General features: G+C 69.4%; 14 protein-coding genes and 1 rRNA gene. 8 read left to right on the forward strand and 7 right to left on the reverse strand.

Features of this window, described 5'->3' with window-relative positions; all coding sequences use genetic code 11:
- Positions 1-77 (forward strand): 5S ribosomal RNA (rrf, locus tag AC069I_RS44190); the annotation flags it as partial.
- Between the two features lie 207 nt (positions 78-284).
- Here rrf and cobF read toward each other — a convergent pair.
- Positions 285-1,055 carry a precorrin-6A synthase (deacetylating) gene (gene cobF / locus AC069I_RS44195; protein WP_478268067.1) on the reverse strand — a complete coding sequence of 257 codons (771 nt, stop codon included), beginning with the start codon at positions 1,053-1,055 and terminating at the stop codon, positions 285-287.
- Between the two features lie 96 nt (positions 1,056-1,151).
- On the opposite strand from cobF, the gene AC069I_RS44200 reads away from it, so the two are divergent.
- The 3 genes from AC069I_RS44200 to AC069I_RS44210 are packed head-to-tail and all read left to right on the forward strand — an operon-like array spanning position 1,152 to position 3,768.
- The gene (locus AC069I_RS44200; protein WP_478229165.1) at positions 1,152-1,358 is read left to right on the forward strand and encodes a heavy-metal-associated domain-containing protein; all 207 of its coding nucleotides are present in this window, start codon (positions 1,152-1,154) and stop codon (positions 1,356-1,358) included.
- Positions 1,355-1,522, forward strand: a complete 168-nt coding sequence (locus tag AC069I_RS44205) for a hypothetical protein (RefSeq protein ID WP_340684149.1) — start codon at positions 1,355-1,357, stop codon at positions 1,520-1,522. The genes AC069I_RS44200 and AC069I_RS44205 overlap by 4 nt, the downstream gene beginning before the upstream one ends.
- A gap of 41 nt (positions 1,523-1,563) precedes the next feature.
- Positions 1,564-3,768: a heavy metal translocating P-type ATPase gene (locus AC069I_RS44210; protein WP_478268069.1), complete on the forward strand. Its 2,205-nt coding sequence runs from the start codon at positions 1,564-1,566 to the stop codon at positions 3,766-3,768.
- Here AC069I_RS44210 and AC069I_RS44215 read toward each other — a convergent pair whose 3' ends face one another.
- Positions 3,769-4,050 (reverse strand): metal-sensitive transcriptional regulator, encoded by a 282-nt coding sequence (locus tag AC069I_RS44215; RefSeq protein WP_007034631.1) that lies wholly within the window; start codon positions 4,048-4,050, stop codon positions 3,769-3,771.
- 166 nt (positions 4,051-4,216) lie between these two features.
- On the opposite strand from AC069I_RS44215, the gene AC069I_RS44220 reads away from it, so the two are divergent.
- Positions 4,217-4,573, forward strand: coding sequence for a YciI family protein (locus tag AC069I_RS44220; RefSeq protein WP_478232267.1), 357 nt, complete (start codon positions 4,217-4,219; stop codon positions 4,571-4,573).
- Positions 4,574-4,629: 56 nt separating this feature from the next.
- Here the strand turns inward: AC069I_RS44220 and AC069I_RS44225 are convergent, their stop codons facing one another.
- Complete coding sequence (locus tag AC069I_RS44225) at positions 4,630-5,292, reverse strand: M protein (protein ID WP_478268068.1); 663 nt, start codon at positions 5,290-5,292, stop codon at positions 4,630-4,632.
- A 218-nt stretch (positions 5,293-5,510) separates the two neighbouring features.
- On the opposite strand from AC069I_RS44225, the gene AC069I_RS44230 reads away from it, so the two are divergent.
- Positions 5,511-6,206 (forward strand): maleylpyruvate isomerase family mycothiol-dependent enzyme, encoded by a 696-nt coding sequence (locus AC069I_RS44230; protein WP_478229169.1) that lies wholly within the window; start codon positions 5,511-5,513, stop codon positions 6,204-6,206.
- Here the strand turns inward: AC069I_RS44230 and AC069I_RS44235 are convergent, their stop codons facing one another.
- From AC069I_RS44235 to AC069I_RS44250, 4 genes are all read right to left on the reverse strand, one after another.
- Positions 6,207-7,541, reverse strand: a complete 1,335-nt coding sequence (locus AC069I_RS44235) for a copper resistance CopC/CopD family protein (protein ID WP_478229170.1) — start codon at positions 7,539-7,541, stop codon at positions 6,207-6,209.
- Positions 7,538-8,116, reverse strand: coding sequence for a hypothetical protein (locus tag AC069I_RS44240; RefSeq protein WP_478229171.1), 579 nt, complete (start codon positions 8,114-8,116; stop codon positions 7,538-7,540). Before AC069I_RS44240 ends, AC069I_RS44235 begins: the two co-directional genes overlap by 4 nt.
- 115 nt (positions 8,117-8,231) lie before the next feature.
- Positions 8,232-8,918, reverse strand: coding sequence for a winged helix-turn-helix transcriptional regulator (locus AC069I_RS44245; RefSeq protein ID WP_465422210.1), 687 nt, complete (start codon positions 8,916-8,918; stop codon positions 8,232-8,234).
- 41 nt (positions 8,919-8,959) lie between these two features.
- A complete protein-coding gene (locus AC069I_RS44250; RefSeq protein WP_478229172.1) occupies positions 8,960-9,799 on the reverse strand; it encodes an AfsR/SARP family transcriptional regulator in 840 nt (279 codons plus the stop codon).
- A 221-nt stretch (positions 9,800-10,020) separates the two neighbouring features.
- On the opposite strand from AC069I_RS44250, the gene AC069I_RS44255 reads away from it, so the two are divergent.
- Both AC069I_RS44255 and AC069I_RS44260 read left to right on the forward strand, forming a co-directional pair.
- Positions 10,021-12,294 (forward strand): TOMM precursor leader peptide-binding protein, encoded by a 2,274-nt coding sequence (locus tag AC069I_RS44255; RefSeq protein ID WP_478229173.1) that lies wholly within the window; start codon positions 10,021-10,023, stop codon positions 12,292-12,294.
- A gap of 42 nt (positions 12,295-12,336) precedes the next feature.
- Positions 12,337-13,797 (forward strand): SagB/ThcOx family dehydrogenase, encoded by a 1,461-nt coding sequence (locus AC069I_RS44260; protein ID WP_478268070.1) that lies wholly within the window; start codon positions 12,337-12,339, stop codon positions 13,795-13,797.
- Positions 13,798-13,912: the final 115 nt, after the last annotated feature.

The following is a 13,912-nucleotide window of genomic DNA, read 5'->3' on the forward strand; positions in this document are numbered from 1 at the left end:
CGAACCCGGAAGCTAAGCCTGACAGCGCCGATGGTACTGCAACCGAAGGGTTGTGGGAGAGTAGGACACCGCCGGACTAACCTTGATAAAGGGTCTAGGCCCCGGTCGAGAACCACGAGTTCTCCCGGGGCCTGGACCCTTTTTTCATACCCAAAACCCGTCACACCCGTGCCTGAACCCGTCACACACGTGCCTGAACCCGGAACACACGAGTTCCGGATTCAGGCACGCGAGTGACGGGTTTGGGCACGTGAGGGTGTGGCGGGGCTCCCGCATTCAGAGGACTAAATGCGGGAGGGGGCGGGGCGGCGTAGGTGGTAGATGTCCATGATCCAGCCCTTTCGGGACCGGGCGGAGGCGCGGAGGGTGCGGATTTCCGCGGCCAGGTCGGCGGACAGGGGACCGGACAGCAGGAGTTCATCGGGGGTTCCGAGGTATGCGCCCCAGTAGATCTCCAGGCCCGTGTCGACGAACTGCGAGAAGGTACAGTTCGCGTCCAGCATCACGAAGACGTCGTCGACGTCCGCGGGCCATCCGGCCTCGAGACGGCGGCCGGTCGTGACCAGGACCGGGCGGCCGATCTGGTTCATCGTGGTCCGGTGCCGGGACGTCAGGGCGGCCACACTGCTGACGCCCGGGATGACGTCGTACTCGAACTCGACGTTCCCCCTGGCCAGTACGGCGTCCAGCAACGTCAGGGTCGAGTCGTAGAGCGCGGGGTCTCCCCATACGAGGAACGCGCCCCGCTCGTCGGGACCCAGGGAAGCGATCATGCTTTCGTAGACGTCGGTCCGGAGCCGGTGCCAGTCGGCGACGGCCTTCCGGTAGTCGTCCGGAGCACGGTCGCGTTCTGGGTCCGGCGCCCGGACGACGCGGTAGCCGGGCCGTTCGACGAACCGGTCGAGGATCTCCTGGCGCAGCGCCGTCAGGTCCTGCTTCTCCGAACCCTTGTCGAGGACGAAGAACACATCGGTCTCGTTCAGCCGCCGGACGGCCTGGACGGTCAGGTGTTCCGGGTCGCCGGCGCCGATGCCGATGGCGGAGATCTTCCTCATTTCCGCAGTGTGCCCGCACCCTCTGTGCAAACCCCTACCCCCACGGGGTATAAAGGAAGTGATCGCTCCACCTGTCCTGTAGAGGAGTTCGTACCGATGGCCGAAGCCACCTACACCGTCAAGGGCATGTCCTGCGGGCACTGCGCCTCCTCCGTCACCGAGGAAATCAGCGGGATCGCGGGCGTCAGCGCCGTGAACGTGGACGTCGCCAGCGGCAAGGTCACCGTCACCAGCGACGCGCCGCTGGACGTCCAAGCCGTCGACGCGGCCGTCACCGAGGCCGGTTACCAGCTCGTCTCGTGAGCACCGCCGTCAAGGTGTCGGCGTTCGCCGCGGCCCTGGTCGCGGTGTTCGCCGTCGCCTGGGCGATCGGTTCCGCCGTCGGGCCGCTGGAGGAGACGCCGGCACCGGCGCCGACCAGCGTGCACGAAGGCCATCACGAGGGCCACCCGGGAGGTACGCCGTGAGCGCCGCGACATCCCAGCGGGTCGAGCTGGCCATCGGCGGGATGACCTGCGCGTCCTGTGCCGCGCGGGTCGAACGCAAACTGAACAAGGTCGACGGCGTCTCCGCCACGGTCAACTACGCCACCGAGAAGGCGCAGGTCGACTTCCCCGCCGCGCTCTCGGTCGAAGACCTCGTCGGTGTCGTCGAGTCCGCCGGCTACACGGCCCAGCCGCCCGAACCCGACGAAGACGAAGACCAGACTGGCGCGCTTCGTACGCGTCTCGTCGTTTCGGCCGTGCTCGCCGTGCCGGTGATCGTGCTGGCGATGGTCCCGGCCTGGCAGTTCACCTACTGGCAGTGGGTCTCGCTGGCACTGGCCGCGCCGGTCGTCACCTGGGGCGCGTGGCCGTTCCACCGACCGGCCTGGACGAACCTCCGCCATGGCGCCGCCACCATGGACACCCTGATCTCACTCGGCGTCGTCGCAGCCACGCTCTGGTCGCTGTACGCCCTGCTGTTCGGCACCGCCGGGGTGCCCGGTATGCGGCACGGCTTCGAGCTGACGATGCAGCGCGGGTCCGGCGCGGGCAACCTCTACCTCGAAGTCGCCGCCGGGGTGACCACCTTCCTCCTCGCGGGCCGGTACTTCGAAGCCAGGTCCAAGCGCCGCTCCGGCGCCGCGCTGCGGGCGCTGCTCGAACTCGGCGCGAAGGATGTCGCGATCCTCAAAGACGGCACAGAGAGCCGGGTCCCGATCGGCGCGCTGAAGACGGGCGACGAGTTCGTCGTGCGGCCAGGGGAGAAGATCGCCACCGACGGTGTCGTGACCGACGGGGCATCGGCCGTCGACCTGAGCATGCTGACGGGGGAAGCGGTCCCGGTGGAGGTCGGCGCCGGGGACACCGTCGTCGGCGGGACGGTCAACGCCGGTGGACGGCTCGTCGTGCGCGCCACCCGGATCGGCGCCGACACCCAGCTCGCGCAGATGGCGCGGCTGGTCGAGGACGCGCAGAACGGCAAGGCCCGGGTCCAGCGGCTCGCCGACCGGGTGTCGGCCGTATTCGTCCCGGTGGTGATCGCGCTCGCGGTCGGCACGCTCGGCTTCTGGCTCGGAGCCGGCAGCGGAGCCGATGCCGCCTTCACCGCCGCCGTCGCGGTCCTCATCATCGCCTGCCCGTGCGCGCTCGGGCTGGCCACGCCGACGGCGCTGCTGGTCGGCACTGGCCGCGGCGCGCAGCTGGGCATCCTCATCAAGGGGCCCGAGGTGCTCGAGTCCACTCGTGCGGTCGACACCGTCGTCCTGGACAAGACCGGCACGGTGACCGCGGGGAAGATGAGCCTCACCGATCTCTTCGGTGCCACTTACGAGGATGCCGCCAAAATCGGTCCTGATGAAAACAAGGCAGCCGAGACCGAAGTCCTGCGCCTGGCCGCGGCGGTCGAGCACGCTTCCGAGCATCCGATCGCCCGCGCGATCGTCGCGGCCGCCGAAGAGCGGCTGGGCGAGCTGCCGCCGGTCGACGGGTTCCGCAGCGTCGAGGGCCTGGGCGTGCTCGGCGAGGTCGAAGGCAAGACCGTACTGGCCGGGCGGCCCGCTCTCCTCGAACAGCACGGCATCGCTGTCGGCGACGAGTATTCCCAGGTCAAGACGGCCGCTGAGGACCGTGGCGCCACCGCGGTCGTCGTCGCCTGGGGCGGCGAGACACGCGGTGTGGTCGTCGTCGCCGACACGGTCAAGCCGACTTCGGCCAAGGCCGTGGCGGAACTGAAAGCGCTCGGACTCCGCCCGGTCCTGCTGACCGGCGACAACACCGGTTCCGCGAAGGCCGTCGCCGCCGAAGTGGGGATCGACGAGGTGGTCGCGGAGGTCCTGCCCGCCGACAAGGTCGACGTCGTCAAGCGGCTGCAAGCCGAAGGCCGCGTGGTCGCCATGGTCGGCGACGGCGTCAACGACGCGGCCGCGCTCGCGCAGGCCGATCTCGGTCTCTCGATGGGGACCGGGACGGACGCCGCGATCGAGGCCGGTGATCTGACCCTGGTCCGCGGAGACCTGCGCGCCGCCGCGGACGCCATCCGGCTTTCGCGCCGCACGCTCGGCACGATCAAGGGCAACCTGTTCTGGGCGTTCGCCTACAACGTCGCCGCGCTGCCGCTGGCCGCGCTCGGCCTGCTCAACCCCATGATCGCCGGGGCCGCGATGGCGTTCTCCTCGGTGTTCGTCGTCACCAACAGCCTGCGGCTACGCCGGTTCCGCGGAAACGCCTGATCAGGACCGGACCAGCCGGGCGATGGCGTCGGACGCCTCCCGGACCTTGAGGTCGGCCTCTTCACCACCCGCGGCGGCGGCGTGGACCACGCAGGTGGCGAGGTGCTCGTCCAGGAGTTCGAGGGAGAACGACTGCAGCGCCTTCGTGGCCGCGGACACCTGCGTCAGGATGTCGATGCAGTACTTGTCCTCCTCGACCATCCGCTGCAAGCCGCGGATCTGCCCTTCGATCCGGCGCAGGCGCTTGAGATAGGCCTCCCGCTCGGTGCCGTAGCCCGTCATTCCGCACCCGTTCTCTCGTCGTTCCCTGTCACTGGCCACTATACCCTCCCCACGTATGTGCCCGGGGAAGCGGAATTTCCGGGTGCCAGGATGTCGAGGACGATCCGGTGGCTCCGACTCCTGCGTGAGTGGCCGGGCACCGGCCGGACGACCAGGAGGAACACCGATGAAGTACATGATCATGATCACGATGAACCCCACCGCCTGGGACGCCCTCCCCGAGGAGGAACGCAACGAGGTGGTCGCCCGCATCGACCCTTTCATGAAGAAGCTCACCGAGAGTGGCGAGCTGCTGGGGACGCAGGCGCTGGGGGAGCCGAAGGAGAGCACGGTGGTGCGGGTGCGTGACGGTGTCCCGGTGGTCACCGACGGCCCGTTCGCGGAGTCGAAGGAGTACCTGGCCGGCTTCTACCTGGTCGAATGCGACAGCAAGGAGCGCGCGATCGAGATCGCGGGCCAGATCCCGGACGCGCACATCAACGCGATGGAGATCCGGCCGGTCGTGTTTTCGTCGGGTGTGTGATTCGACCAGTCAGGCGGAGCCTGTCCGTCGAGGGTGGCGGTGGGGCGGGGTCCGGGCTAGGTCGCGGCCGCTTCGGTGCCGGTGCGGGCTTCGGGCCTGCTCCGGCGCTGAACGGGCACTTCCGGTTCCGGTGAGTCGGGCACGGCCAGTGCCGAGCCGGCCTCGGTGAGCAGTTCGCGGCAGCCGACCAGCTGTTTCAGCACGTCATCGCGCAGGCGGAGGGCCACGTCGGCCTTCTGTCGCGCTTCGGCGACCAGGCGCTCGCTCTCTTGGGTGGCGTCGTCGAGCAGTTTTCGCGCCCGGGCCTGCGCGGCTTCGTCCTGTGCGGCGAGCGCGCGCATCGCCTCCGCGCGGCGCAGCGTCATGGCGCGCTCGAAGTCTTCGGCGATCCGCTTCCGTTCCGCCTCGGCCTTGGTGGCCTCTTCGGCGGCGCGCGCGGTGATGTCTTCGGCTTCTTCGCGGGTGAGTTCGAGCATCCGGCGCGAGCGCTCCTGCAACGCGTCCGGCGCGATCGGCACCCGGCTGATCCGGTCGACCGTCGCCCTCAATTCGCGATTGTCCTCTCGCGCGGCGGTGAGCTCGGCGGCGAGCGTGTCTCCGCGGCGGAGGGCTTCATCGCGTTCCGCTTCCACCCGTCGTAGTTCGGCTTCCACCTCGCGAACGAATTCCCGGACCTGAGCGCGGTTGAAACCACGCCACGCCAGATCGAAGCCGGGCATCTCCATTGGTCACCTCCACAGTGGTCGATGTGTCGCCATTGGGCGCTTTCTCTTGCCACACGGGGCTTTCACCGACCAGTGTGCCTGAAGCCTCGGCGACACGCGCCACGGGTGGGTGGTCTTTGCTTTGAACGGTACGCGCAATCGGGAAGAAGGGTGAAGCTCCGAAGCGGTGGGAGAATGGACGACCATCGCTTACCCCTACTGGAGGTGGCCGCGTGACGAGCAGCCGAATTCGGGTCCCTGGCTGGAATACGGCGACAGCGGCCGAAGGGTATCGGCAGGTCAGAGAGAACTTCGCGATCCTGGTCGCCGACCACGCCGGCGCCGCCGAGCGGGCCGTCCCGGCTTGTCCACAGTGGACCGTGCGCGAGCTGATCGCGCATCTGGCCGAGATCTGCGATCGGGTGATCACCCGGTTCGGTGGCGAGTCCTGCCCGGTGCCGGAGACGGCGTCGGCCGCCGAAGTGCTGAAGCTCTGGCTCGAACGCGGTCCCGAAGCCGACACCCTCCTCGCCGCCGACGGCGACGGGAAGGGCCGCGGCGACATCATGGTGATGGACGCCTTCACTCACGAACTCGATCTCCGGTACGCGCTCGGCGTTCCGCCGCCCGGGGCGCACGCCGCTTGGCTGCGGGGATTCGAAGTGCTCGTCCGCGGCCTCGGCGACTCGCTGGGCAGGCACGGACTGCCCGGGATGCGGATCGAGACCGAGGGCGCGACCTGGATCGCCGGCACCGAGCCGGTCGCCGCGGTGCTCACGGGCGCGCCCGTGGACCTGTACCGGTCGCTCGCCGGGCGCCGGAGCCCGGCCCAGATCGCCGCCATGGACTGGCTGGGCGATCCCGAGCCGTGGCTCCGGGCCTTCACCTGGGGGCCGTTCACCCCGCCGGACGCGGAGATCGAGCGGTGATCAGCCGGTCGGGGACATCGAGGACAGCGCCGCGGCCAGCGCGAGCACCACGGCCACGATCAGTACCTCGATCCCGACGCTGATCCGCAGTTTCCGCAGGTCGGCGGTCACCACGCCGGTACCGCCGCGTCCGGAGAGCCCGCGCCGCACGGCGTTGCGGCTCAGGTTCGCCACCAGCAGCAACGCGGCGAACCCGGTCAGCTTCAGCAGGAAGACGATGCCGTACGCGGACGTCCAGAGCGCCTCCACCGACGGCACGAGCCGGAAGCCCAGGTAGGCGCCGCTGACCACCATGATCACGATCGACCGGGTGGCGATCGGGTGGAACCGCGCCAGCGCCGGCTCGGCCTCGGACGCCGGGTACCTGCCGCGCAGGAGCACGGCCAGCTGGATCAGCCCGCCGACCCAGACGGCCATCGCGCCGAAATGCGCCAGGTCGGCGCTGACCGAGAGGAACATGATCTTGTCGGCCACCGCGTGCCCGGTCGCGGAGAAGCTCAGCATCACGATGAATCCGGCGGCGATGCCGAGGTTTTCGTAACGCGAGCGCAGCCGATCCGGCAGGTCACCCGCGAGCAGCCGTCGCACGATCACGGCGAGCGCGACGATCGCGGCCAGGCGCAGGAGCAGGAGTTTCCCGTACGCCACCCGCAGGGTCGCCTCGATCAGCGCCGGATCGAAGATCGCGCCCACCCCGCGGCCCGCGACGTACGGACCTTGCAGCAGGAACCCGGCCACGGCCGTGACCCCCGAGAGCCACAGACCCGCGGTGATCAGCTTCCGCGCCGACGGATCGGTGCGGCCCTCCGGGCGGCAGACCAGGATGAACACCAGCCCGCCGAGCAACGCGACACCGCCGAAGGAGCCCCAGCGGAAGGTGGTGAACAGCGCGTCGGTCACCGGATCGGTCCCGGTGGAGGCGGACACCGCGCCCGCCGACGTGATCAGGGGGCCGGTGCCGATCACGAAGGCGATCGTGCCGCGCACGGGATGCGAATCGGTCGAGACGAAGGCGTACTCGACGAGATAGCTGCCGTCCGGAAGGTCGGGTTCGATTTCGACGGCGACCTCTTCGGCGACGTCGCCCGGCTGGAACACCGGACCGGACACCACGTCGGTGCCTTGCTGGTCGACGACCTTGATCGAGTTCGGCTGGATGCCGATGTTCTCCGACAGGGTGAGCGAGACCCGGGCGGGGGCCGAGGTGAGCCGGGCGCCGTCGGCGGGGTTCGAGGACAGGAGTTCGACGTGGGCCGAGGCCGGGGCCGCGGTGAGCACCGCGACCCCGAAACACGCCGCCAGCAACGCCAGTAGCGCGAAGAGCCTCCTGGTCACGACGCCGCGGTCGCCAGCTCGCGCCGGCTTTCGGGCGAGCACGTGCACCCGGTCAGCTCCCACTCGGCGGCGGGGGCCTTCCGGTGCACGATCATCGCGATGATCATCGGGATGGTGACGATCGTGTTGTAGAACAGGTGCAGTTCCACGCGCGGGATGAACAGCTGGATGATGCTGCTCGGCGCGGTGCCGCCGCCGAGCCGCCAGCCGGTCTGCGCCTGGATCAGCAGGAGCAGGTGCTCGATGTGGTGCCAGAACTGCAACCCGAGCGCCAGGTTCCACCACTGCCGCGAACGGCCGGCGAAACCTTTGCGCAGGGCGAACAGCGCGACCAGCATCACGATGGCGTACCCGTAGTGCAGCCATTCGGAGCTGATCAGTGCCGGGAAGGGGATCCCCAGCACGCCCCGGGCGTCCGCGGTCTTCCAGCCGAGCGCGTAGATCTGGAACGCCTGCACCAGGTGTTCCGCCCAGTGGGCCACCACGACCACCGCGAAGGCGAGGAGCGCCGCGCGGTGGTATTTCCCGTTGAGCGAGGCGAGCAGACCCGGACGACGCGAATCCAGTGTGGCCATGAAGGGCTCCTATGACGAAAGACCGACCGGTGACGGACCTTGACGATAGCTCGCGATCCGTAGTTTTCCGTTACTCCGGATTGCTGATCCGACCTGCGGTATTACGCCGGATGGCTCAACGGACGACGATTCCTTCCGTCACTTTCGGAGCCGCGGGAATATGGAACAGTTCCGCGAAAAGTTCGAGGTATTCGAAGGCGCCTTCGAGGCGGATCTTGCCGGTTCGGGTCGCGTCGGCGGCGGTGAGGTCCCCGGTCAGCAGGTCCTTGATGAACGGGCCCAGCGGTTCGATGACCGCGTCGGCGCCGGGGTGCGCGCCCTCCGCGACCTTGAGCGCGCCGTCCTCGACGATCGCGTGCAGGAGCATCTCGCCCGGGTAGCGCAGTTCGTAGGTGACCTGGACGCCCTTGGCCTTTTCGCTCCGGAAGGTCGTGTACAGCGAGAGGATCGCCGAGTCCATCGTGAAGACGTCCTCGGGGGACGGCTGCCCGAGCGACCGCGCGCCCCAGAGGCCGAGGTCCAGCACGATCTGGTCGAGTTCGCTGCCGTACTCGGTGAGTTCGTAGACGACCGCGGCGTCGAGCTGGGGGAGCAGGCGGCGGCGGAGCACCCCGGACTGCTCGAGTTCGTTGAGCCGCGCGGACAGCGTGCTCGGCGGGATCTTGGGCAGGCCGGCCTGCAGCTCGGTGAACCGCTTCGGGCCGAGGACGAGGTCGCGGACGATCAGCAGCGACCAGCGTTCGCCGATGATCTCCAGCGCCCTGGCCAGACCGCAGAACTGCCCATAGGTACGAATGCTCATCCGTCGATCCTCACTTTCGTTTCCGTTGCCGGGAGTGGTGTTCACGCGGGTTCACCCTCGGACAGCAGGCCATGGTGCAGTACCTGCAGTTCGTCACAGGGTTCGACGCCGAGTTCGTAGTTGAGCCGGGTCCGCACCTGACGGTACGTGGCGAGCGCGTCGGAACGCCGCCCGCTGCGGCCGAGCACGCGGATCAGCTGCCCGTGCAAGGCCTCGTCCAGGGGGTTCGCGGCGACCAGGGACCGCAGTTCGCCGATCAGCTCGTGCCGCATCCCGGCCGCGATATCCGCCTCGATCCGCAGGTGCAGCGTGCTGCGCCGCTGCTCGACCAGATCGACCGAGTACGCCGACAGCACCGGTCCACAGTGGACGTTCGCGAGCGGCGGGCCCGACCACAGGGCGAGCGCGGAACGGAAGGCTTTCGCCGCTTCGGGGTGCTCGCCCCGCTGCTGCAGCTCCCGGGCCCGCCGCTGCAGCTCCTGGAACTCGAACACGTCCACCTGCTCGGGGGCGATCCGGAACACGTATCCCGGCGGTTTCGTCGCCAGCATGGTCTCCCCGTACGGGGCGAGCTCGTTCTCCTCGATGCACTTGCGCAGCTGGTAGAGGTAGGTGTGCATGGTGGTGCGGACGCTGCGCGGCGGGTCGTCGGCCCACAGTTCCCGCACGATCGTGTCGATGGTGACGATCTTCCCCGGGCTCATCACCAGCAAGGCCAGCACCTGCAGCAGCTTCGGTGTCGTCGGCGCGTAGTCGATCCCGTCCCGCACGAGTTCGAGCGGGCCGAGGAGGGTGAAACGGACGGGGCTTGCGGGCGTGACCGGAATCGGGTTAGGTGCCGAGCCGTGGTGCGTGTCCGCTACTCGTGATCCGGTGTACATCGCAAGCGCCCTCCAGCTCGATACGCGTCGAGACCTGAATCCCAGTACTTCGACAGTGGCAGAGCGGCCCGGCGCGGGCCAGTGAGCCGTCCACCAGCTGTCGCGTGCGTGCGTCCCGGAAGAACGTGGGTTTTTCATATCCGAGGCGTGAATCGCGCACTGGCCGGGGCGGAGCCCGCCGAGCAGGATTCGAGAATCGAACCGACCTACTGGGGGTCTTCATGCGCGAGGCGTCTTCCACGACCGGCTCGATCAACGGTGCCCTGGGGTTCAAACGGCATCTACGCGCGGAGATCCGCGAGGGGAGCGGTGCCTACCTGTTTTCCGAACAAGGGGTCATCGCGATGCGCGGCGCGCAGGTCGCGTCGGTGGCGGCCCTGCTCGACGGCACCCGCGACCTCGACGGGCTCCTGGCCGCCCGCCCGGACGGGATGAGCGCCGAACAGGTCACCGGCGTGCTGGCCAGGCTGGTCGAGGCCGGTCTGGTCACCGTCCACGTCCCGGACGAGATCAGCGGCGACGAACGCGCGCTCGCGTACTGGGACGCGTGCGGTCTCGACGCCTCCGCGGTGGCCGGCCGCCAGAAGCCGGCGACGGCGAGCCTGACCGCGGTCGGCCGGGGCGTCGACACCTCGCAGGTGGCGAACGGGCTGGCCGCGAGCGGGATCGAAGTGGTCGGCACGGCGTCCGAACTGGCCATCGTGCTGTGCGACGACTACCTCGACCCGCGGCTGGCGGAGATCGACGCCGAGCACCGGCGTACCGGGCGGCCCTGGCTGCTGGCCAGGCCGTCGGGTGCGCAGGTGTGGATCGGCCCGATCACGCAGCCCGGCCGGTCCGGCTGCTGGCACTGCCTGACGAACCGGCTGTGGGGGCACCGGCACGCCGAGGCCTGCGTGCAGGAGGTCCTCGGGCACGACGGCCCCGCGTCGTTCCCGATGCCCGCCGTGCCGCCGCTGACCGCGGCCGCGTCGCACCTGATCTCCCTCGAAGCGTCCAAATGGCTGGCGGGACACCGCTATCCGGGGCAGCAGGCCGTGTGGATCCTGGACACGCTCGACCTCCAGGGCCGCCTGCACGAACTGCGCCGCCGCCCCCAGTGCCCCGAATGCGGTGACGAGGGGATCGTCGCCGCGCGGACGGCCGAGCCGGTGGTGCTGCGGGAGGCCAAGAAGGCGACCTCGGGCGGTGGCGGGCATCGGACCCTCACCCCGGTCGAGGTGCTCGACCGCTACGGCCACCTGGTCAGCCCGGTCACCGGGATCGTCAAGGAGATCTCCCGCGACCCGCGGGCGCCGGCGTTCGTGAACGCGTACCACTCCGGCAAGAACGTCGCGCGCCGCGTGCGCGGTGAGGCGGGGTTGCAGGCCGGGCTGCGCGGGGAGAACGGCGGCAAGGGCGCGAGCCCGATCGATGCCGAGGTCGGCGCGCTGTGCGAGGCGATCGAGCGGTTCTCGGCGAACTACCAGGGCGACGAACTGCGGATCCGCGACACCTTCAGCGCGCTCGGCGAGGACGCCGTCCACCCGAACTCGTGCATGCTCTTCGACGAGCGCCAATACGAAGACCGCGCCGAGTGGAACTCCGCGCACGCCACCTTCCAGTACGTCCCGGAGCGGTTCGACGCCGAAGCCGCCATCGACTGGACGCCGCTGTGGTCGCTTTCGCAGCAGCGCCGGATGCTGATGCCGACCGCGTACCTCTACTACGGGGTGCCGTGGGAGTGCGGGCTCACCGGGATGCGCGCGGACTCCAACGGTTGCGCGGCCGGGAGCAGCATCGAGGACGCGATCCTGCAGGGACTGCTCGAACTCGTCGAACGCGACGCCGTCGCGCTGTGGTGGTACAACCGGCTTCCCGTTCCCGGCGTGGACATCGCGTCGTTCGACGACCCGTGGGCCGAGGAGATGGTCGGCCAATACGCGCGGGCCGGCCGGGAACTGTGGGTCCTCGACCTGACGGCGGATCTCGGTGTTCCGGTGATGGTCGCGCTTTCCAGGAGTATCCTCGGGCCGCGCGAAAACGTCATGATGGGCTTCGGCGCCCACCTGGATCCCAGGACGGCGTTGCGGCGGGCGGTCAGCGAGCTCAACCAGATGATCCCGGCGGTGCTCGCGAACGACGTCGAACTCGACGATCCCGACGCGGCGCGGTGGCTCCGGTACGCCACGGTCGCGAACCAGCCGTATCTGCTGCCGGCACCCGGCCGGTCGGCGAAACGGGCCGCGGACTTCAAGTTCGTCCGGCGTCCCGACGTCCGTGACGACGTGGAGTGCTTGGTACGCAGGCTTTCCGTACTGGGAATGGAGACGCTGGTGCTGGACCAGACAAGGCCCGACATCGACCTCCCGGTGGTCCGGGTGGTCGTTCCGGGGCTGCGTCCGTTCTGGAGCCGCTTCGCCCCCGGACGGCTGTTCGACGTACCGGTGCGCCTGGGCAGGCTCGCCGAACCGACTCCCTACGAGCGGTTGAATCCGTTCCCCATGTTCTTGTAGATCAAGCTGGAGCAACAGTTGACGACAGATCCCCCCGGCGGTGTGGCCGAAACGATCCCCCTGTGGTCGCTCACCGACGACAGCCTCGTCGAAATCAGTGAGGACGGCTCACTGGTGGTCGTCACGCGCTGGGGTGAGCACGAATTCCCGCAGGCGGAACCGCTGGTGGTGGAATCGTTGCGGCGGATGGCCTTGGGGCCGGTGTCGCTGGCGAACGTGACGTCGTCATGGGAGCCCGTCGAACAGGAACCCGATCTCGAAGGCGAACTGAGCTGGACGGCCGAGGGCGCCGACGCGCTGCGGCAGGTGCTCAAGGAACTCGGCGGTTCCGTGGTGCGCTCGCTCGGGCTCGCCGACGGCCGCGGCCCGCTGCTGTCGGTGATCCCGGTCGTGCTCGCCCCGGTGTTCGCACCGGTGGAGATCCCCGCCACGCGCCCGATCCGGTTGTCCCGCTTCAGTTCCCTGCGTTCCGACGCCGACGGGATGGGGCTGGAGTCGCCGTCCGCGCGTTATCGCGTGGTGCTGTCCCAGCCGTGGGCGGTGCACGTCGCGGCGACCCTCGCGACGGCGAAGTCGGTCGGGGAGATCGTGACCACGACCGGGATCGATCGCGGCGTGGTCGGCGCGATCGGGTCCTATCTGGTCGCCGCGGGGGTCGTCCAGGCCGCCGGGGAGAACGGCAGGTTCGCCGAAGACGACGATCCCGAACTGGGCGTGTGGTCTCCGGACGAGTTGTCGTTCCACACCACGAGCCGCACCTGGCAGCCCGGCGGACCGGCCGACCTCGCCGGGCTCGGGAATCCGCCGGTGGTCAAGGCCCCCACCGGCGAAGGCCCGAGCTACTCGCTGTTCCGGCCGGATCTGGCCGAGCGCGCGGAAACCGATCCGACGCTGACGGCGTTGCTGGAGAACGACCACAGCTGCCCCGAGTTCACCGAGAGCGTGCTGTCGGCCGAGCAGATCGGCGAGTTCCTGTTCCGCGGCGCGCGGATCCGGTCGACCGGGCCCGCGCATCTTCCGAACGGGCCCGCGCACAGCGCCTCGCAGCGCCCGTATTTCAGCGTCGCCTGCCTGTACGAACTCGAGCTGTACTTGTCGGTGAACCGCTGTTCGGGGCTGGACCGCGGGATCTACCACTACGATCCGTTCGACCACCAGCTCAGCCTGGTCAACGACGACGTGGCCGATCTCGACGAGATGCTCGACATCGCGATGATCGGCGGCGGCAACCACCGGCGGCCCTCGGCGCTGATCACCGTCACCGCGCGGATGCCGCGGATGGCGTCCGTGCTCGGCGGTGGCGCGTACGCCACGACGCTGGCGCATGTCGGCGCGTTGCAGCAGACGCTCTACCTCGTCGCCCGCGCCATGGGACTGGCCGCGCACGCCGTCCCGGTGGACGCCGGCGACCGCGTCGACCGCGCCCTCAAACTCGACTGGCCCGCCGAGGTCGGCGTCGGTGAATGCGTGCTCGATTTCCCGGTGGACGCCGTGGGGGAGTGAGCGGGTTCTTGGCGAGGCGGTCGTGGGGGGGGGGGGGGGGGGGGAAAAGCGCCCCCCCCCCCCCCCCCCCACCCCCCCAACCCACCCAGCGCCACGCGGGAGAAACAGAAAAAAC

Source organism: Amycolatopsis sp. NPDC043885 (assembly GCF_056435685.1).